Raw genomic sequence first — 19,684 nt, 5'->3', positions numbered from 1 at the left:
TTGGTAGTTTTAGATTGCATTAAAATTAGTTGAAAGCTGCTGTATTTGTTTGTAGTAAATTACTGAAAACTATTGCTGAATATTGCTATTGAATATGCTGCTGAGAACCGAAACTTTATATTTATAAAAAATGATTTTACAGAACGTAAGATTTAACTACTTTTACAAACTCAATAAAATGATGATAGAAAAAGATTGGTTTACAGAATGGTTTAATACAAAGTATTATCACATTCTTTATAAAGATAGAAACAATGCTGATGCACAGTTATTTATGAAAAATATAACTGCATTTTTAGCGTTGCCAAAAACAACTCATATTTTAGATTTACCTTGTGGAAAAGGGCGTCATTCTGTATTTTTAAATTCATTAGGATACAAAGTTACTGGTGGTGATTTGGCTGAAAACAGTATAAAAATTGCAAAACAATTCGAGAATACTTCATTAAAATTTAAGGTACATGATATGCGTGAACCTTTTAACAATCAATATGATGCTATTTTTAACCTATTTACAAGTTTTGGTTATTTTGAGGATGATAAAGAAGACATTTTAATTTTACAAAACATAAAAAATGGTTTGCATACAAATGGTTTTTTTGTGTTCGATTTTTTAAATGCTGCATTGGTAAAAGAAAATTTAGTGGCGAAAGAAATCAAAATTGTAGACGACATTACGTTTCACATTACAAGGGAAATTAAAAATGGTTTTATTTTAAAAAATATCACTTTTTTTGCTGATGATGAACAACATTCTTACACAGAAAGAGTAAAATATTTAGATGAAACTAAAATGAAATCTTACTTTGATAAAGTTGGTTTTACAATTACACATACTTTTGGAGATTATAAATTGAATAATTTTAATGAGAAAATTTCTAACAGATTAATTTTAGTTGCCAAGTGAATTATATCTTATTAATAATAGCTGTTTTAGTAGGTTCACTACTAGTTTTATTTACAAAACCCAGCAAACAAATTGTTCGTTTACTGTTAGCATTTAGTGGTGCGTATTTATTATCGGTTACAATATTGCATTTATTACCAGATGTTTATACAGTTACAAGCAACAGCACTGTTATTGGGGTTTTTATTCTGGTAGGTATTATTTTACAATCGGTTTTAGAGTCTTTTTCTAAAGGAGCAGAACATGGACATATTCATATGCATTCAGATGGGAAAAAGTTTCCAACCTTATTGTTTGTTAGTTTGTGTTTACATGCTTTTTCTGAAGGATTACCTATTCATCATGCAGATGAAAATTTATTATGGGCTATTGTTGTGCATAAAATTCCGATTGCAATCGTGTTAACATCCTTTTTAATGCAAACAAAATATGATAAAAAAATAGTTTTTAGTTTTCTATTTTTCTTTGGATTAATGAGTCCTTTAGGCGTTTTGCTGGGAGATAAAATTTCGTTTTTCACAACCTACGCAACAGAAATTACGGCTTTAATTATTGGCGTTTTTCTGCACATTTCTACAATTATTCTTTTTGAAAGCACTGAAAATCATAAATTTAACTTACAAAAATTTATTGCTATCGTTTTTGGAGTTTTATTAACTGTTTTAACTTTATAGTTTTTTACTTATATTTAGTGGTAAAAATATACCTATTTATAGGTATGTTATTATTTTGAATATTTCTGATATTTGAAATGATTTTAACCATAAAACTAAATATATGCCAGAACCATTAATTATTAAAGCGAGCGATTCAAATCGTTTTGATTTAAGAGATAATACTATTTATCTCGATTTTCTAGTAGCTGAAAACAAAAAAAATCCTTATAAATATGTGGAATGTTATTATTTAGATAAAAAAGATGGTGCAAAAGGAATTATAGTTCATATTTCTAATGGAACTATAGAACGTATTTGTGGTAAAGAAGACTTTATAAGTTTACCTATTGAAATACCATTTTCAACTATTAAATTTGATTCTGAGGAAGATGAACCTTTTAAATTACATAAAGATGATTCTGTTAATGTGTATATTGTAAACGATATACCTTCTGATTTTAACAGTCAAATTTTTAGAATAAAATATTCCTTATTAAAGATGTTTCATAAAGATTCTCATGATTGGGGTTGTGGTAAATTTAATATTACAAAAGCAGTAGAAGAAACTATTCTTATGCCAGATGAAGCTGGTGGTGGAGGTGTAATTGTTAGAAATCCTTAATTGAAAGCTTTAAGATATATTAATACTTTAAAACTACAAATCATATTTTTTATGTTTTGTAGTTTTTGTTATGCTCAAAACTCAAAACTAGATTCTGCTTACTACTATTTTAAAAAAGGAAAACAATTTGATTTCGAAAATAAACATTACAAAGCTTATGAAAGCTACATTAAATCAAGAAATTTTTATTTAAAAACAAATAACAAGGATAGCATTGCAAAATGTAACATCAATTTATATTACTTAATTAAGTCGCAAAATAATTTAAATGAAGATGCAAAACTATATTTAGATGATTACTCTAAATATGCAGAAGAAAAAAGCGATTCATTAATGCAATTAAAAGCAAATAACGCTTATGCAGCTTACTTTTGGAATCAAGATTCTATAAGTAAATCGAGTAAATTTTATAAGAAATCATTATTATTAACAAACAGAGAAGAACTAAAACAATATAAAGCCTCAGTATATTTAAATTTAGCTTTTTTATATACTTTACAACAACCAGATTCAGCGAATTACTTTTTCAAAAAAACAGTCTCTATTTTAGATTCATCAGATAAAATTACAATGGTTGGTTTTTATATCAATTACGCATTATTTTTAAAAAAACAGCGTAATTTTAAAGAAGCTCTTATTCAACTAAAAAAAGCAGAAGCAATACAATTAGATGCTTATCAATTAAAATACAACAAAATTATTTTCGAAAATTTTGCTCATATTTATAAAGAATATGGAAATTATAAAAAAGCCTTTGAATATTTCGAAAAATTTAATTTAGCAAAAGACAGTCTAAACAATACAGCCCAAAATATTGCAATCTCCAATTTAGATAAAAAATATAAAAATGATATAGAAAAACAAGAACTTAAAACAAAAAACGAAAAAAACGAAAAAGAAAACCTTCAATTAAAAATTGATAAAGAAAAAAACAGAAACTTTTTAATAGGTGCTCTCCTTTTTATTTTATTTGGGGGAGTTATTGCATTGCTAAGCCATAAAAACTCTAAAAAGAAAATAAAACTTGCAGAAAAAGAAAAAGAATTAGCTTCACAAAAAAATATTACTTTTCTTAAAGAACAAGAATTAAGTATTATAAATGCCATGATTAATGGTCAAGAAAAAGAGCGTAAAAGAATTGCAGAAGATTTGCACGACAATTTAGGGTCTGTTTTAGCTACTTTAAAATTACATTTCGAAAATTTACAAATTAACAGAGAAAAAAAGAAAATTAATCAAGAGGAATTATTCAATAAAACTGAAGGTTTAATAGATCAAGCTTATTTAAAGGTAAGAAGTATTGCACATGCTAAAAATGCTGGTGTAATATCTAATCAAGCTTTGTTGATGGCTGTGCAAATAATGGCTGAAAAAATATCTTTAGCAGATAAAATTAAAATTGAAGTAATCCATTTTGGTCTTAATGAGCGTTTAGAAAATAGTTTAGAAATAACCGTTTTTAGGATTATTCAAGAATTAATAACAAATATTATTAAACATGCTGATGCCAAAAATGCGACGATTAATATTTCTCTATATGATAAAAATCTAAATATTATTATTGAAGACGATGGCAAAGGTTTTGATATTAATAAAGTAGATTTAAAAAATGGAATGGGAATTAACTCTATAAAAACAAGAGTAAAACACTTAAATGGTACTTTTAGTATTGATGCAACTCTTGGAAAAGGAAGTTCTATAATTTTAGATATCCCTGTCTAATAATTACTTATTCATAGGGATGTTAAAACCCTAAAAAAACATTATTTTTATCTAAAATGAAACTATGATTACAGTGATAATGGCAGAAGATCATCAAATGCTAATTGATGGTGTAAAATCTTTTTTTGAATATAATGATGAAATTAACATTATTGGAAGTGTTAATAATGGAGATGAACTTGTAAAACTAGTCAGTTTAAAACAGCCTAAACTAGTTATTACAGATATTAGAATGCCAATTATGGATGGTATTCAAGCCACTAAGATAATCAAGCAAAAACTACCCCATATTAATATTTTGGCAATGACTATGTTTGATCAACCAGAAGCTATTAAACAAATGTTAGATGCTGGTGCCACAGGCTATATTTTAAAAAATTCAGGTATTAAAATGTTATCAAAAGCCATAGTTGCAGTTGCAAACGGACAAACATTTTTTGACCCAAATGTGGCTTTCAATTTTATGAATAATTATATAGAGAATCAGGTAACTATTGGAACATCTAATAAAATTATTTTATCAAATAGAGAAAAGGAAATTTTAAATTTAATTGCAAACGGAAAAACATCTAAAGAAATTTCTGAGACATTATTTATCGCAAAAACCACTGTAGATACACACCGTAAAAACATTATTCGTAAACTAGACTTATCTTCTGGAAATGAATTGGTTAAATATGCTATAGATATGAAATATAAATTTTAATTACCAACTTCATTAAAGAATTTAATTCGCATTAAACGCAATTCATCTTCATCATAATCACCATCAAATTCGCTTAAAGCTTCTTCAATATCATCTGTTTCAGCTTCCATAAAATATTCATGAATTTCTTCTTGTTGCTCTTCATCTAACAAATCATCTAAAGCATAATCGATATTTAATTTGGTTCCAGAAAAGATAATAACTTCCATCTCTTTAATCAACTCATTCATTTCCAACCCTTTGGATTTTGCAATATCCTCTAAAGGGAGTTTCTTATCTGTATTTTGAATTATCGATAACTTTAAACCTGAATTTATTCCTGTACTTTTTACAATTAAGTCATCGGGTCTTAAAATATCATTTTCATCAACATAAGTGGCAATAAGCTGTATAAAATCTTTCCCAAATTTTCTTGCTTTTCCTTCTCCTACTCCATGCACAGTTGCTAATTCTGGTAAAGTAATTGGGTATTTTAAAGCCATATCATCTAAAGACGGATCTTGAAAAACAGCAAAAGGTGGTACTCCTTGTTTTGTGGCTACTTTTTTACGCAAGTTTTTTAATAAACTTACTAATTTTTCATCAGCAACACCACCAGAAGATTTTGCATTGGTAACAATTGCTTGATCGTTTTCTTCGTTGTAAACATGATCTTCGGTCATTAAAAAAGATGTAGGATTTTTTATAAAATTCTCCCCTTCTTCAGTCAATTTTATAACCCCATATTGTTCTATTTCTTTTCTGATAAAGTTTACCACCAAAACTTGACGAATTAACGCCATCCAATACCCAGCAGTTTTATCTTTACCAATACCAAAATAAGGTTGTAAATGTGTTTTGTGTGATGTTAATAAGGCATTTTCTTTACCAATTATTGTATTTACAATTTCTTTGGCTTTGTATTTTTGAAGTGTATCTCTAACAACTTTTAAAAGTAAAACAACATTTTCTTTCGCTTCATGTTTTTTCTTCGGATTTCTAGAATTATCATCCATGTCAGCTCCAAGACCATTTACTTCATCAAAATCTTCACCAAAATAATGTAATAAATATTTACGTCTGTTCATAGAAGTTTCTGCATATCCCACAACTTCTTGTAATAATGCATGTCCAATTTCCTGCTCAGCAATTGGCTTGCTAGCCATAAACTTCTCTAGCTTTTCTATGTCTTTATAAGCATAAAAAGCTAAACAATATCCTTCTCCATCATCTCTACCAGCTCTACCTGTTTCTTGGTAATAACTTTCTAAACTTTTAGGAATGTCATGATGAATTACAAAACGAACATCTGGTTTGTCAATTCCCATACCAAAAGCAATGGTTGCAACCACAACATCACAATCTTCCATCAAAAACATATCTTGATGTTTTACGCGCGTTTTTGCATCTAAACCTGCATGATATGGAACTGCTTTTACACCATTAACTTGTAAAACTTGGGCAATTTCCTCTACTTTTTTACGGCTTAAACAATAAATGATTCCAGATTTTCCTTCTCTTTGCTTTACAAAGCGAATAATATCTTTTTGAACATCTTCAGTTTTAGGTCTTACTTCATAAAATAAATTATCTCTGTTAAAAGAAGCTTTAAATCTGTTTGCATCTGTAATACCTAAGGTTTTTAAAATATCTTCTTGAACTTTTTCTGTTGCAGTTGCTGTTAAACATATTATCGGCACATTATCTATGGCTTTAATAATATGTTTTAAGTTTCTGTATTCTGGTCTAAAATCATGACCCCATTCAGAAATACAATGCGCTTCATCAATAGCTACAAAAGAAATTTTTTGAGTTCTTAAAAAAGAAACATATTCTTCTTTAATTAAAGATTCTGGAGCAACGTATAACAGTTTTGTAATGCCACTTGCAATATCTTCTTTTACTTGGGCAACATCTGTTTTATTTAAAGAGGAGTTTAAAACATGAGCAACTCCATGGTGTTCAGAAATTCCTCTAATAGCATCTACTTGATTTTTCATCAAAGCTATTAAAGGCGAAACTACAATTGCTGTACCTTCTGCCATTAAAGCTGGCAATTGGTAACATAAAGATTTGCCACCACCTGTTGGCATTATTACAAACGTATTGTTGTTATTCACAATACTTCTTATGACTTCTTCTTGGAGTCCTTTGAATTTATTAAAACCAAAAAACTTTTTAAGAGGACTATGTAAATCCATTCAATATAAATTTTGTTGAAAATTAAAAGATAAACCTTTAATTATATTATTTGTGCAAACTTATTTTTGTAGTAAATTTGTCTTGTAAACATATCTTAAAGATATAACTTTTTTTTATTCTGATAAAATACTAAAGACTTGAAAAATCAATCTTCAATTATTACAAACGCAAAAAATACAATTTTAGCCGAAAGTAATGCTATTGCTAATTTAGCAAATTTTATTAATATAGATTTTGAAAATGCTGTAAAATATATTTATAATTTTAAAGGAAGAGTTATTATAACAGGAATAGGTAAAAGTGCCAATATTGCTACAAAAATAGTAGCAACTTTTAACTCTACAGGAACTCCAGCTGTTTTTATGCATGCTGCAGATGCCATTCATGGAGATTTAGGAAATGTTTTAAAAGATGATGTAGTTATCTGCATCTCTAAAAGTGGCAACACTCCAGAAATAAAAGTATTAGTTCCGTTGATAAAAAACTACGGAAATAAAATTATTGCCATAACAGGAAATGTAGATTCTTTTTTAGGCAAAAATGCAGATTTTACCTTAAACACCTATGTAGAGAAAGAAGCGTGTCCTAATAACTTAGCACCAACAACAAGCACAACTGCGCAATTGGTAATGGGAGATGCTTTGGCAGTTTGCTTACTAGAATTAAAAGGATTTACAAGCAAGGATTTTGCAAAATATCATCCAGGAGGAGCTTTAGGAAAACGTTTGTATTTAAGAGTCTCTGATTTGCTAGAAAAAAATGAACTACCACAAGTTGTTGAAACAGATACCATAGCAAAAGTAATCGTAGAAATTTCTGAAAAGCGCTTAGGAGTTACAGCTGTTGTAAAAGATAAAAAAGTAATTGGCATTATTACTGATGGTGATATTAGAAGAATGCTAAGTAAAACTACAAAAATAGATGATTTTGTAGCATTAGATATTATGGGTAAAAACCCAAAAACAATTCATAAAGATGCAATGGCTGTTGAGGCTTTAGAAACCATGGAAAATAATAGCATTTCTCAAATTTTAGCTGTAGATGATGCCAATAATTATGCAGGAGTTGTACATTTACATGATTTAATTAAAGAAGGTATTTTTTAATGGCAGACAAACAAAAAGAAATGTCTTTTTTAGGACATTTAGAAGAATTAAGATGGCATTTGGTAAGAAGTGCGTCAGCAGTTTTTATTTTTGCTGTTGTATTTTTTATTTTTGCGAAAGAAGTTTATGATCATTTTTTACTGGCACATTTAGAGCCAGATTTTATTACCTACCAAGTATTTTGTGAATTTTTCAACTTGTTTGGTATGGATAGTGATTTTTGTGGAACTAATTTTAATCAAAAAAAATTAATTAGTATTGAGGTTACTTCACAGTTAATGAACTCTATTTGGTCTTCATTAATTTTAGGAATAGTAGTTGCTTTTCCTTATTTACTATGGGAACTTTGGCGCTTTATTTCTCCAGGATTAACCGAAAAAGAAATATCAAAATCAAGAGGTTTTATATTTATTGCATCGCTTTTATTCTTTTTGGGCGTTTTATTTAGCTTTTATGTAATTGCGCCAATATCCATCAATTTTTTATACAACTATCAAATTACAGATTCTATTGAAAATACTTTTACAATACAATCTCACATAAGCCTAGTAACTAACATGTTATTAGGGGTTTCAATATTATTTGAATTGCCTGTTTTAATTTATTTTTTAACTAAAATAGGTTTAATAACACCCGAATTTTTAAGAAAGTACAGAAAACATGCTTTGGTTGTAGTGTTAATTTTAGCTGCAATCATTACACCACCAGATGTTGCAAGCCAAATTGTGGTAGCAATTCCTATTCTTATTTTATATGAAATAAGCATAAAAGTATCTCAAAGAGTTATCAAAAATCAAGAAAAGAATGCCAACAAACGTTAAAGAATTTAATGAGTATCGTGCTAAAATGAATGAAAAAATTTTAGCTTCGGATAATAAAGTTATCAAAAGAATTTATAATTTAGATACCAATGCATTTCAAGCAGGTCATCTACCAACAAAAACAAAAGAGCTTTTAGGTTTAGTAGCTTCTGCAGTTTTAAGATGTGATGATTGTATTGCGTATCATTTAGAAACTGCCTATAAAAATGGCGTTTCTAAAGAAGAAATGATGGAAACCATGTCTATTGCAACTTTAGTAGGTGGTACTATCGTAATTCCACATTTAAGAAGAGCTGTTGAGTTTTGGGAAGCACTTGAAAATCAAAAAGTGTAATTGTTGAATTGACTAACTGTGTAAAAGTATGAATGTTTATGAATGCTTTAAGATTCCTAACAAACAAACTTTATTACTTTTACACAAAACCAACAATTAAACGTTTCCACAATTAAGCAATTACACATCCAGAAAAACATGATTTTAAGAGCAGAGAATATCGAGAAAATTTACGGTTCTAGAAAAGTAGTTCAAGGTATTTCTTTAGAAGTTCAGCAAGGAGAAATTATTGGACTTTTAGGGCCAAATGGCGCTGGAAAAACAACTTCTTTTTATATGATTGTTGGAATGGTAAAACCTAACCAAGGTAAAATTTTCTTGAATGATACAGAAATTACCAATGATGCCATGTACAAACGTGCACAAAAAGGGATTGGATATTTAGCGCAAGAAGCATCTGTTTTTAGAAAGTTATCTGTGGAAGATAATATAATGTCTGTGTTACAATTTACAGGTTTGTCTAAAAAAGAGCAAAAAATAAAATTAGAGTCTTTAATTGAAGAGTTTAATATTGGTCATGTTCGTAAAAACAGAGGAGATTTATTGTCTGGAGGAGAAAGGCGAAGAACAGAAATTGCTCGTTGTTTAGCTTCTGACCCAAATTTTATTTTGTTAGATGAGCCTTTTGCAGGTGTAGATCCAATTGCTGTGGAAGATATACAAAGTATTGTGGCACAATTAAAAAACAAAAATATTGGTATTTTAATTACGGATCATGATGTACAAGCAACTTTGGCAATTACAGATAAAACCTACTTAATGTACAATGGAAGTATTTTAAAAGAGGGAACTCCAGAAGAATTGGCTGCAGATGAAATGGTAAGAAAAGTATATTTAGGGAAAGATTTCGAATTGAAAAAAAGGAAATTTTTTTAGTAGAAACAACCAATATGCCAAAGTATTCCTGAAGGATCATGTAAAAAGAATTCTCTACCCCAATCATTCTCTACAATAGCAGACAATTTTACATTCTTGTATTTTTCTGTAAGATTTTTATTTTTTATTTCTGATAAATAAGCCTCAATGTCCTCCACTTCTAAAAAGAGCATGGAATTATCAACCCAATCTTTAACATACGCTTTTTGGAGATAAAAACCTAGATGATCATCTATCTTAAAGAAAGACATGTTATCTGATACGCGAAGTTCGGAAAAACCTAAATCTTTATAGAAATTACTTGATTGTTCAAAATCCTTTGCGCCGATAAAACTTCTTATAGATTTAAACATAGTTTTATTTTGAATCTAAAACATCTTTTTTAGAAATATAGAAATGAAAGCAAACCCCTTCTTTTCCATCTTCTCTATTTTGTAAAAATATTTTACCTCCTAATCTTTCGATAATCGATTTAACAGTGGCCAATCCAATTCCTGTATTTTCATTATTTCCGTTTTCTAATGTTTCAAACATATTAAAAACTTTCTCCCAATAATGTTCTTCAACACCAGGACCATTATCTCTATAAATAAAGTTGTAAAATTGTTTGTCCTTTTTAAAATCAACCTCAATAAAAACCTTTTCTTTATTAGAAAATTTTCTTGAATTTGAAATTAAATTCTGGAAAATTTGAACAAAACCGATTTTTGAACTATTAATTTGTATGTCTAAATCTTTAGAGTTTAAAGCTATTTTATCATCAAAATCTATATTATTTAAAATACTTTTTAAAATTGTTCCCAAATTAAAATCCTCATAAACAATGTTTTCTGTGTTTACTCTTGAATACTCTAAAATTTCATCAATTAAAGAGCTCATATAGCCCATTCTATTGGTTATTAAGCTAATATAATTTTCTGCTGCTGTATTTTCAAATAAATTACTGTGATCTTCTTTTAAAACATTCAATAAAAAATTAACTCCACTTATTGGCGATTTTAAGTCGTGCGTCAATCTAAATGCAAATGTATTTAACTGTTCATTTAATTGGGTTACCTTATTATTTACTGCTTTAAGTTCTTCATTTTTTTTTCTTAATTCTAACAAGCCCACTATTTGATTGGCTAATAATTTTAAAGATTCCTTTTGAGAATCATTAAGACTGTTAGGTTTATTATCAATCACACAAAGCGTTCCTAGAGCATGCCCTTCTGTTGTATTTAAAGGTGCACCAGCATAAAAAACAACATTTGGTTTTTCTGTGGTTAATGGATTATCAAAAAAACGATCGTCTTTTGTAGCATCGTTAACGATAAATAATTCATCTGGATTTAAAATACTATGAGCACAAAAAGCAAGATTCCTTGGAGTTTCTGTTGCGTTGATGCCATGATGAGATTTAAACCATTGTCTTTCCTTGTCAATTAAAGAAATTAAGCCAATTGGAGTATTGCAAATACTTGAAGCTATTTTGGCAATGGCATCATAATCCTCTTCTGGTAAAGTATCTAGAATTTTGTAGGAATCTAAAAGCTTTAATCTTTCCTCTTCATTTTCAGGAATATCTGCAGGTTTCATTTTTTTAAATTTTGGGGGTTAAATTTTTAAATATTGATAAAACTACATACAAGGTAATAATTATAGGAATCGATAAGTAGTTAATTAACAAAATTAACGCTAATGATATTAGTAAAAATAAATAAATAATCCAATTTTTCTTAAAAGAAGCATCTTTAAATTTTAAAGAAAACAAAGGCAATTCTGCATTCATTAAATAAGTTAAAACTAAAGTGATTGCAATCAAAAAATAATTATTGCTGATTAAATTCTGAGCAAATTCTACTTCAGAATACTCTTGTATTAAGGGCAAAGAAATTACAAATAAACACATTGCTGGTGTTGGCAAACCAATAAAGGAATCAGTTTGTCTTGTATCTAAATTAAATTTTGCTAATCTGTAACAAGCTCCTAAGGTTAACAAAAAACCTATAAAAATTAAAAGAAAAGTATTTTCATAAATAGAAACAGTAGACATTTCATCTGTATGATAATCAAAAGACAGAATTGATTGAGAATTATTTATATCAATCAATTTGAACATTACAATACCTGGAACAACACCACTTGTAACCATATCAGCCAAAGAATCTAACTGTGTGCCTAAATCTCCAGAAACCTTTAATAAGCGCGCAACAAAACCATCTAAAAAGTCAAAGAAAATTCCTATCACTACAAATAAAGCAACTTCAGTAAATTTTCCTTCAACAGCAAAAACAGTAGCTAAAGTTCCGCAAAAAAGATTTCCAAGCGTTAATAAATTAGGAATATGTTTTTTAATCATCATATTTTTTATCAATTTTAAAGCTAAAATAAGCAAACGAAATTAGTTAGTTTTTCTTTATCGCTAAAATTTCTTCATATTTGCAAAAGAAATTTAGAAATTTTTTTATTAATTTAAATTTTATTAATTTGAATCCTTGTAAATTTATTCAAATAATTTAATTTCCATCTTCAAACTACTAACTACCAACTTCAACCAAAATTATGCCTGTTTTTACTTCGGATTTTCTGCCTACAATACCTTTTAGAAATGGTCATTTTAACACCATGTACAGACCTCTTTTTATGAAGGATAAAGCTTCTTATAAAAGAGAAAGAATTACAACTTGGGATCATGATTTTCTGGATTTAGATTTTTCTTTTGTGGGTTCTGAAACCCTGGTTTTACTGATTCATGGTTTGGAAGGTAGTTCTGAATCTAAATACATGGCATCAAGCACTAATCACTTGAATAAAAAGGGATTAGATACTGTTTGTTTTAATTTAAGAGGTTGTTCTGGTGAAGATAATTTGTTACTTGCTACCTATCATAGTGGAAAAACCGAAGATGTGGATTTTGTGGTTGAATATCTTTTAAAAAGCTTTACTTATAAGAATATTATACTTGTCGGTTTTAGTTTAGGTGGCAATTTAACCTTGAAATATTTAGGTGAAAAAGGAGCTAATATTTCACCTATTATAAAAGGAGGAATTGCAACTTCTGTACCTATTGATATTGGAAGTGCTGAAGTCGAAATGGCTAAATTAAAAAACAAATTGTATATGGAAATGTTTTTTAAGACGATGAAAAATAAGATTTTAGAAAAAGCACATAAATTCCCAGAATATCAACTAGATAAAGATAAATTGTTTAAAGCAACTAAATTTAAACATTTAGAATATTTATATACAGCTCCTGTTTTTGGTTTTAAAAGTCCTGAAGAATATTGGGAAAAAGCAAGTTCTAAACCGTATTTATCAAAAATAGCAAAACCCACCTTACTGATTAATGCTAAAGACGATACTTTTTTATCTAAAGAATGTTTTCCTTTTGATGAAGCAGAAAACTCTGAATTTTTCTTTTTTGAAGAAACAAAATTTGGTGGTCATGTTGGCTTTATGACCTCTTTTAAACCAAATGAAAATAGATGGTTAGAGCATAGAATTGCACGTTTTATCAAAGAAAATATTCAAATTGATATTTTGTAAACAATATCCAAAGAAAACGACAGTTATTTTACTAGGTTTTAAGATATTTGTATTGATAAATTTTACCACTATTGAAAAATAAAATTTTAGTTGTTTTATTCATTTTTCCACTCTTTTTAAATGCGCAAGCTTTTAGAAATTATTCCAACGAATTTTTAAATATTGGGGTTGATGCTGCTGCTTTAGGAAGAAGTAAAGCTGTTGTTGCAACTACGAATAATGTAAATTCAATTTACTGGAATCCTGCTGGTTTAGTGGGCATTGAAGATTATCAAGGTTCTTTAATGTACGCTTCTTATTTTGCAGGTATTGCCAATTACAATCATGCTGCTTTTGCAATGCCAATTGATTCCGAAAGTGCTTTAGGAATCTCTGTAATTCGTTTTGGAGTCGATGATATTTTAAACACAACAGAATTAATTGATAGCGATGGTAATATCGATTTTAATAGAATTAGCCTTTTTTCTGCTGCAGATTACGCTTTTAATGTTGCTTATGCTCGTAATTTAATTTTTAAAGATGTTAAATTTGGTGTAAACGCAAAAATTGTAAGAAGAATTATTGGTCAATTTGCCTCTTCTTGGGGTTTTGGGTTTGATGCAGGAATTCAATTTGAAAGAAATAATTGGAAATTTGGATTGATGGCTAGAGATATTACCACAACTTTTAATAGTTGGGCTATCAACGAGGAAGAGTTCGAAAAAATTAGAGATGCCATTCCTGGACAAAATCAAGAATTGCCTGAAACTACAGAAATTACCAAACCAAAATTACAATTAGGAGTTGCCAAAGATTTTAGAGTTGGGCGTTATTTTAACTTACAAACTGAGGTAAATTTAAATGTGCGTTTTGAACAATCTAATGATATTTTTTCTTCAGAATTTGCAAGTATAGATCCAGCTGTTGGTTTTGAATTAGATTATGATCAATTGGTTTATTTGCGTTTAGGAGTTGGTAATTTTCAATATATCACAGAGTTTGATGATGGTAAATCTTTATCTGCACAACCAAATTTTGGAGTCGGTTTTAATTACAGAGGCATTCAAATAGATTATGCTTTAACCAATATTGGTAGTGTTGGGAATGCTTTATTTTCAAATATTTTTTCAATTACATTCGATTATAGTTTTTTTAGACCTTAACTAAAATGCAAAAAAAATACTTATTTCTTCTTCTTTTTTTAGGGTTGATAAAACCCACTCATGCACAAGTTCAACTTTCTGTGTATTCAGAAGTTAGCATTGTTACTGCAGGACCTGGAACAGAATTATATGAAGCTTTTGGGCATTCTGCCATCAGAATTAAAGACCCTGTTTTAGGTTTAGATTTAATTTATAATTATGGAATGTTCGATTTTGATCAGCCTAATTTTTACTCAAATTTCACCAAAGGAAAATTACTTTACAAATTAGCGAGATACGATTTTAAGTACTTTTTAGCGAGCAATAAAAGAGACAAACGTTGGGTAAAACAACAAGTGCTGAATTTAAATCAGGAGCAGAAACAGGCTTATTTTATCTATTTAGAAAAAAATGCTTTGCCAGAAAATGCGACTTATTTTTACGATCCTTACTTTAATAATTGTGCTACAAAATTAAGAGATATTACAGGTGATATTTTAGATAATAAAGTTGATTTTAATGCTGGTACAATAGAAAAAAACAAGTCTTTTAGACAATTAATGAATCAAGAAATCCATTGGAATACTTGGGGAAGCTTTGGAATTAATTTGGCTTTAGGAAGCAAATTAGATACAAAAAGAGATTTTAAAGACTATATGTATTTACCTGATTACGTGCATACTATTTTAAAAAACAGTAATTTAACTGTTAGAAATCAACCAGATAGTTTAGTAAAAAGAGAAGACGTTTTATTAGATTTTAAAGAATTAGAACAAAAGATTTCCATATTTAACCCTTTATTGGTTTTTAGCGTTATTTCTTTATTTGGATTATTTATAACCTACAAAGATTTCAAGAATAAAAAGAGAAGCAAATGGTTAGATTTCACCTTATTATTAATGACTGGAATTTTAGGTGTTTTAATAGTTTTTCTTTGGTTTTTTACCAACCACTCCACTACTCCAAACAACTTTAATTTTCTGTGGGCTTTTGCTCCGAATTTAGTTGTTGCGTTTTTAGCTCTTAAAAATCAACCTAAAAAGTGGTTGCATTTTTACTTTAATTTTTTACTCTTATTATTGATTTTAATACCAATTTTATGGGTTTTAGAAATTCAATTATTTCCAGTCTCAATAGTACCTTTGCTGATTTTATTATTTGTAAGGTATCTGTTTTTATCGATAAGTTTAAAAGGTAAAACAATTTAATATAGTCACTTATAGATTATTTGCAGACTAAAAGCCTGCTTCGTGAAATTAGAAACACAACTAAATATTAAGCGTAAAAATCGTAGGTAAATAATTTCAATTCTAAATAAATTAAAAAAACAAAGCGATTTCTAAATAATGGAAAATACAGATTTCAACCTTTCAAAAGTAGCAATTATTCCTTTTGATGTACAATACAAAAAAGACTTCTACGATTTAAATGTTGCTTGGTTACAAAAGTATTTTTATGTAGAACCTTATGATGAAAAAGTTTTGAGCAATCCTGAAGCATATATTTTAAATCCTGGTGGTTTTATATTTATGGCAAAATATAACCATGAAATTGTTGGAGTTGTGGCGCTCATCAATCAAAAAACGTTTTTTGAATTGAGTAAAATGGCTGTTTCACCAAAATACCAAGGCTTAAAAATTGGACGAAAATTACTAGAGTTTTGTGTTGATTTCGCAAAAAAGCAACAATGGGAAAGTATTACTTTGTATTCTCACAGATCTTTAGAAACTGCCATCAATTTGTATCAGAAAATAGGGTTTAAAGAAATTCCTGTGGAAAAAGATGTGCATTACAAAAGAGCAAATATTAAGATGCTTCTAGAGTTTTAGTAGAAAATAATTTTTAAATTATCTATTAATTTAATTCTTTGAAATTTCAGATTGTTAGCTGTAATTAAAATAGTTTGCAAACAAGTCTAGCCCAGATTGAAGCCTTTCGACTACGCTCAAGACAGGCTCTTGTTTGAGCTCTTTTTTTATGCTGAACTCGATTCAAGATCTATTATAAACAATCCAATTATTTTTTAAAATAAAAAGTAATTGAAATAAATTCAGCATAAAAAAAAGCGAGTGCTGAAAGCTGGAAATAGCTTCAAATAAAACTACACCTTAATATCTTCAACATCATCTACACCTTCCTCAATTTCTTGATCTGTTAACACATCTGGTCTAAACTCGCTCATTAATTCTTCTTGTTTAGATTTTGCATATTTAAAGCCAGATTTCCACCAATTTCTCATTAATCTTTGATCAAAAACTAAAGAATTTGTGGTTAAAACTGTGGGTGTATAATATAAATTTAACTTCACATTTTTGTTGGTGGCAGCTAATTTACCAATGGTAATATTATGCCTTTCAACATGTGTTAACATAAAATCGAACACATCAAACAACAAAGAAAACGGATTTTTAGAAGGCAATCTGTTTAATTGTGTTACTTCAGTTTCTAAAATAATGGCATCAATTTCTGTGGCTCCTCTTAAAATTGCTTCTCTTATGGGCACTAAAGAACCAAATCCACCATCTGCATATTGACAGTGATCTTTTTCTAACAAACTCATAAAAGGTACATAGTTGCAAGAACCCCAAATCCAATCTGCAAAATCCTCATAAGTACAGTCTTTGCTAGATTTATACTCAATTTGATTGGCTGTTAAATTGGATACTGTAACCACAACTTCTTTATTACTTTCCTGAATTTTAGCATACATTTCTTTGGTTATTCTTTGTTTAATTAACTTTCGTAAATTTTTACTTTCGCCAAAAGTTTTACGTCCGTTTAAAAAATTCCATAAGGTATTTAAATGCCTAACACTTACCACTTTTTCACCAGCTACCACTTTTACATGAAAAGGATTATTGCTAAAAATGGTGTTCTGATTTACGTTTGTATACAATTCTTTCAAATCATCTAACATTCCTAAAGCCAAATGAGATACCATTAAACTACCAGTAGAAGTGCCTACAAATAAATCATAGTCTTTGTGCTCTTTTTTCATCAAATATTGAGCAACACCTCCTGCAAATGCTCCTTTGCTTCCTCCTCCAGAAATTACCAACGCTTTTTTCATTCAATAAAAATGATTTGTTTATTCGAAAAAGAGCGCCACAAAAAGTTCTTTATGATTCCCTTATCAATTGTTTTTCCCATTTTTTTACGGGCTTTTAAAAATACAGTTTTTTGTTTTTTAATACGATTATTTTAAATCGTAATTTATAAAAAAGAGATATCAATTTGGTTTCAAGTAATTATCTATAAAAAAACTTTATTTTCGTTAAAAATATTAAAAATGAAAAGAATAGCGCTATTAATTCTTGTTTTCCTTTTGATAATTTCTTGTACTAAAGAATATGTGCCAAGAAATATAGATTCAATTGAAATTGAAGAATTTAAAATGGAAGACACAAGCATCAGAGCCATTATTGCTTTGGATGAAAACAAAGTTGCTTATGCAGGCTCTAATGGTAAAGTTGGTTATATCATTAAAGGTAAATCTATTTTACCAATGACTATAAAGTACCAAGATTCAATGATTCCAAATTTTAGAAGCATAGCAACTAATGATAAAGAGTTTTTTGTTTTAAGTATTGGCAATCCAGCATTATTATATAAAACTCCAATAACTGGATACACATTGGTTTACAAAGAAGAACATGAAAAAGTGTTTTATGATTCCATGCATTTTTTTGATGATAATTTGCATGGAATTGCAGTTGGAGACCCAACAGAAAATTGTGCATCCATTATAATAACTACGGATGCTGGCAAAACTTGGGACAAATTAGCTTGCGAAAACTTACCGAAATTCGAAGAAGGTGAAGCTTTTTTTGCAGCAAGTAATACCAATATAAAAACTTTAGGAAGCACAGTCTGGATTGCTTCTGGAGGTACAAAAGCACGAGTTTTGAAGTCGGATGATTTTGGTCAAACTTGGGAAATTTTTGAAACGCCAATTATTCAAGGAAATGGCCCTCAAGGAATTTATTCGATTGATTTTGCTGATAAAAACAACGGAATTATTATTGGAGGAGATTATTCTAAACCTTTAGAAAACAGAGCCAACAAAGCAATAACAAAAGATGGTGGCAAAACTTGGACTTTAGTGGCTAACAATCAAAACCCAAATTATAAAAGTTGTGTACAATATGTGCCAAACACAAATGGAAAAGAGATTTTTGCAGTAGGTAAAACTGGTGTTTCTTTCTCTAATGATGGTGGGGTTTCTTGGGCAGATGTTTCTGATGAAAGTTATTATGCCATTCAGTTTGTGGATAAAAACACAGCTTGGTTAAGTGGAAATGAGAAAATTGGGAAAATGGTGTTGAATTAAAAAAGCCCCTTTTAATTTCCCCAAAGGAGAAAAAATCTTTGTGATAAAAATCTCATAAATTTACAAAATTTTGATTCGTGTAATTATTTTTTAAAATTTAGCATCAGTGAAAATCTGTGTCAAAATATAATAAAAGTCAAAATTGAGTGTACTTTGTAAAATTAGTGTCTATTTTTTTTACTTTTAATAATTAAATCAACTCTGTACTCTGTGTCAAAATATATTTATAGTATTCTTTTTATAGCTTCACTCCTATTTATTTCTTGTGATAAAAACTCAACAATTCGTAAAGAATTTGATTGTGATTCCAAAACCTTTAATAATCTAGAAGCTGTTGATGATGTTAAAAATTTATTCTCTGTTGATTTGCCAAAAGATTGGAAAATTAATTTATATCAAGATGAAATACAATCTTCCATTTTTACAGCAGATACAACAAAACAATTGACAGAAACTGTTTTATTAGATGTAACGTTTATCAACAAAAAAATAAATTTTGATGATGTTTTTTTACTGAAACAAGACCAAGAAAATTTAGCAAATGAGCTCATCAGAATAAAATTAAAAGAACTTATATTTCTTGAAAAACCAACTTATTATATGGTTTATAAAGGCAAAAAAGGTAAATTCGATTATCAAGTTTCTAATACTTTTATCAAAGTAAACGAATCGAACTTTATATTAGCAAAAACCGAAGTTTATGGAGATTCTATTGTAAATCAACGATTTTGTAAAGCATTTTCACTGATGGAAAACATCAAAATAAAAAATTAA

20 protein-coding genes are annotated in these 19,684 nt (G+C 28.5%); 15 read left to right on the top strand and 5 right to left on the bottom strand.

Translation table 11 applies throughout. From position 1 onward, the window contains the following. The first annotated feature begins 181 nt into the window (after positions 1 to 181). The 5 genes from P161_RS0114445 to P161_RS0114425 all read left to right on the top strand — a co-directional run bounded on the left by P161_RS0114445 (position 182) and on the right by P161_RS0114425 (position 4,613). Positions 182 to 907 (top strand): class I SAM-dependent methyltransferase, encoded by a 726-nt coding sequence (locus tag P161_RS0114445; protein WP_026777635.1) that lies wholly within the window; start codon positions 182 to 184, stop codon positions 905 to 907. After that, on the top strand, positions 904 to 1,581 hold the full coding sequence (locus P161_RS0114440) for a ZIP family metal transporter (protein WP_026777634.1): 678 nt from the start codon (positions 904 to 906) through the stop codon (positions 1,579 to 1,581). The genes P161_RS0114445 and P161_RS0114440 overlap by 4 nt, the downstream gene beginning before the upstream one ends. A 103-nt stretch (positions 1,582 to 1,684) precedes the next feature. After that, entirely contained in the window at positions 1,685 to 2,185 is a 501-nt protein-coding gene (locus tag P161_RS0114435) for a hypothetical protein (protein ID WP_026777633.1), read from the top strand. Between the two features lie 51 nt (positions 2,186 to 2,236). Then, positions 2,237 to 3,907, top strand: a complete 1,671-nt coding sequence (locus P161_RS0114430; protein WP_155810472.1) for a sensor histidine kinase — start codon at positions 2,237 to 2,239, stop codon at positions 3,905 to 3,907. Positions 3,908 to 3,971: 64 nt separating this feature from the next. Beyond that, entirely contained in the window at positions 3,972 to 4,613 is a 642-nt protein-coding gene (locus tag P161_RS0114425) for a response regulator transcription factor (protein ID WP_026777631.1), read from the top strand. On the opposite strand, the gene P161_RS0114420 is transcribed toward P161_RS0114425, so the two are convergent. Next, positions 4,610 to 6,793: an ATP-dependent DNA helicase RecQ gene (locus P161_RS0114420; protein WP_026777630.1), complete on the bottom strand. Its 2,184-nt coding sequence runs from the start codon at positions 6,791 to 6,793 to the stop codon at positions 4,610 to 4,612. The two genes, P161_RS0114425 and P161_RS0114420, sit on opposite strands and share 4 nt — an antisense overlap. A 138-nt stretch (positions 6,794 to 6,931) precedes the next feature. Here P161_RS0114420 and P161_RS0114415 point away from each other — a divergent pair, with 138 nt between their 5' ends. From P161_RS0114415 to lptB, 4 genes are all read left to right on the top strand, one after another. Then, positions 6,932 to 7,900, top strand: a complete 969-nt coding sequence (locus P161_RS0114415) for an SIS domain-containing protein (protein ID WP_026777629.1) — start codon at positions 6,932 to 6,934, stop codon at positions 7,898 to 7,900. Beyond that, complete coding sequence (gene tatC / locus P161_RS0114410) at positions 7,900 to 8,721, top strand: twin-arginine translocase subunit TatC (RefSeq protein WP_026777628.1); 822 nt, start codon at positions 7,900 to 7,902, stop codon at positions 8,719 to 8,721. The genes P161_RS0114415 and tatC overlap by 1 nt, the downstream gene beginning before the upstream one ends. Further along, positions 8,705 to 9,055, top strand: a complete 351-nt coding sequence (locus P161_RS0114405; RefSeq protein WP_026777627.1) for a carboxymuconolactone decarboxylase family protein — start codon at positions 8,705 to 8,707, stop codon at positions 9,053 to 9,055. Before tatC ends, P161_RS0114405 begins: the two co-directional genes overlap by 17 nt. A gap of 138 nt (positions 9,056 to 9,193) precedes the next feature. Continuing rightward, positions 9,194 to 9,931 carry an LPS export ABC transporter ATP-binding protein gene (gene lptB / locus P161_RS0114400; protein ID WP_026777626.1) on the top strand — a complete coding sequence of 246 codons (738 nt, stop codon included), beginning with the start codon at positions 9,194 to 9,196 and terminating at the stop codon, positions 9,929 to 9,931. On the opposite strand, the gene P161_RS0114395 is transcribed toward lptB, so the two are convergent. The 3 genes from P161_RS0114395 to P161_RS0114385 are packed head-to-tail and all read right to left on the bottom strand — an operon-like array spanning position 9,928 to position 12,275. Beyond that, the gene (locus P161_RS0114395; RefSeq protein WP_036841536.1) at positions 9,928 to 10,284 is read right to left on the bottom strand and encodes a VOC family protein; all 357 of its coding nucleotides are present in this window, start codon (positions 10,282 to 10,284) and stop codon (positions 9,928 to 9,930) included. The two genes, lptB and P161_RS0114395, sit on opposite strands and share 4 nt — an antisense overlap. A gap of 4 nt (positions 10,285 to 10,288) precedes the next feature. Next, a complete protein-coding gene (locus P161_RS0114390) occupies positions 10,289 to 11,509 on the bottom strand; it encodes an ATP-binding protein (RefSeq protein WP_026777624.1) in 1,221 nt (406 codons plus the stop codon). 4 nt (positions 11,510 to 11,513) lie between these two features. Beyond that, on the bottom strand, positions 11,514 to 12,275 hold the full coding sequence (locus tag P161_RS0114385) for a phosphatidylcholine/phosphatidylserine synthase (RefSeq protein ID WP_155810471.1): 762 nt from the start codon (positions 12,273 to 12,275) through the stop codon (positions 11,514 to 11,516). A 200-nt stretch (positions 12,276 to 12,475) separates the two neighbouring features. Between P161_RS0114385 and P161_RS0114380 the strand changes: the two genes are divergently transcribed. From P161_RS0114380 to P161_RS0114365, 4 genes are all read left to right on the top strand, one after another. Then, positions 12,476 to 13,459 carry a YheT family hydrolase gene (locus P161_RS0114380; protein ID WP_026777622.1) on the top strand — a complete coding sequence of 328 codons (984 nt, stop codon included), beginning with the start codon at positions 12,476 to 12,478 and terminating at the stop codon, positions 13,457 to 13,459. Between the two features lie 71 nt (positions 13,460 to 13,530). Beyond that, entirely contained in the window at positions 13,531 to 14,601 is a 1,071-nt protein-coding gene (locus P161_RS0114375) for a PorV/PorQ family protein (RefSeq protein ID WP_026777621.1), read from the top strand. Between the two features lie 5 nt (positions 14,602 to 14,606). Next, positions 14,607 to 15,788, top strand: a complete 1,182-nt coding sequence (locus P161_RS0114370; protein ID WP_026777620.1) for a DUF4105 domain-containing protein — start codon at positions 14,607 to 14,609, stop codon at positions 15,786 to 15,788. Between the two features lie 138 nt (positions 15,789 to 15,926). Further along, on the top strand, positions 15,927 to 16,409 hold the full coding sequence (locus tag P161_RS0114365) for a GNAT family N-acetyltransferase (RefSeq protein ID WP_036841531.1): 483 nt from the start codon (positions 15,927 to 15,929) through the stop codon (positions 16,407 to 16,409). Between the two features lie 272 nt (positions 16,410 to 16,681). Here the strand turns inward: P161_RS0114365 and P161_RS0114360 are convergent, their stop codons facing one another. Continuing rightward, the gene (locus P161_RS0114360; RefSeq protein WP_026777618.1) at positions 16,682 to 17,650 is read right to left on the bottom strand and encodes a patatin family protein; all 969 of its coding nucleotides are present in this window, start codon (positions 17,648 to 17,650) and stop codon (positions 16,682 to 16,684) included. A 219-nt stretch (positions 17,651 to 17,869) separates the two neighbouring features. Here P161_RS0114360 and P161_RS0114355 point away from each other — a divergent pair, with 219 nt between their 5' ends. After that, entirely contained in the window at positions 17,870 to 18,910 is a 1,041-nt protein-coding gene (locus tag P161_RS0114355; protein WP_026777617.1) for an oxidoreductase, read from the top strand. A 210-nt stretch (positions 18,911 to 19,120) separates the two neighbouring features. Then, the gene (locus P161_RS0114350; protein ID WP_026777616.1) at positions 19,121 to 19,684 is read left to right on the top strand and encodes a hypothetical protein; all 564 of its coding nucleotides are present in this window, start codon (positions 19,121 to 19,123) and stop codon (positions 19,682 to 19,684) included.

The sequence above is a fragment of the Polaribacter sp. Hel_I_88 genome (assembly GCF_000687935.1).
Lineage (GTDB): Bacteria > Bacteroidota > Bacteroidia > Flavobacteriales > Flavobacteriaceae > Polaribacter.
The sequence above is the reverse complement of the archived record's forward strand: the minus strand, read 5'-3'. Positions and strand labels throughout refer to the sequence as shown.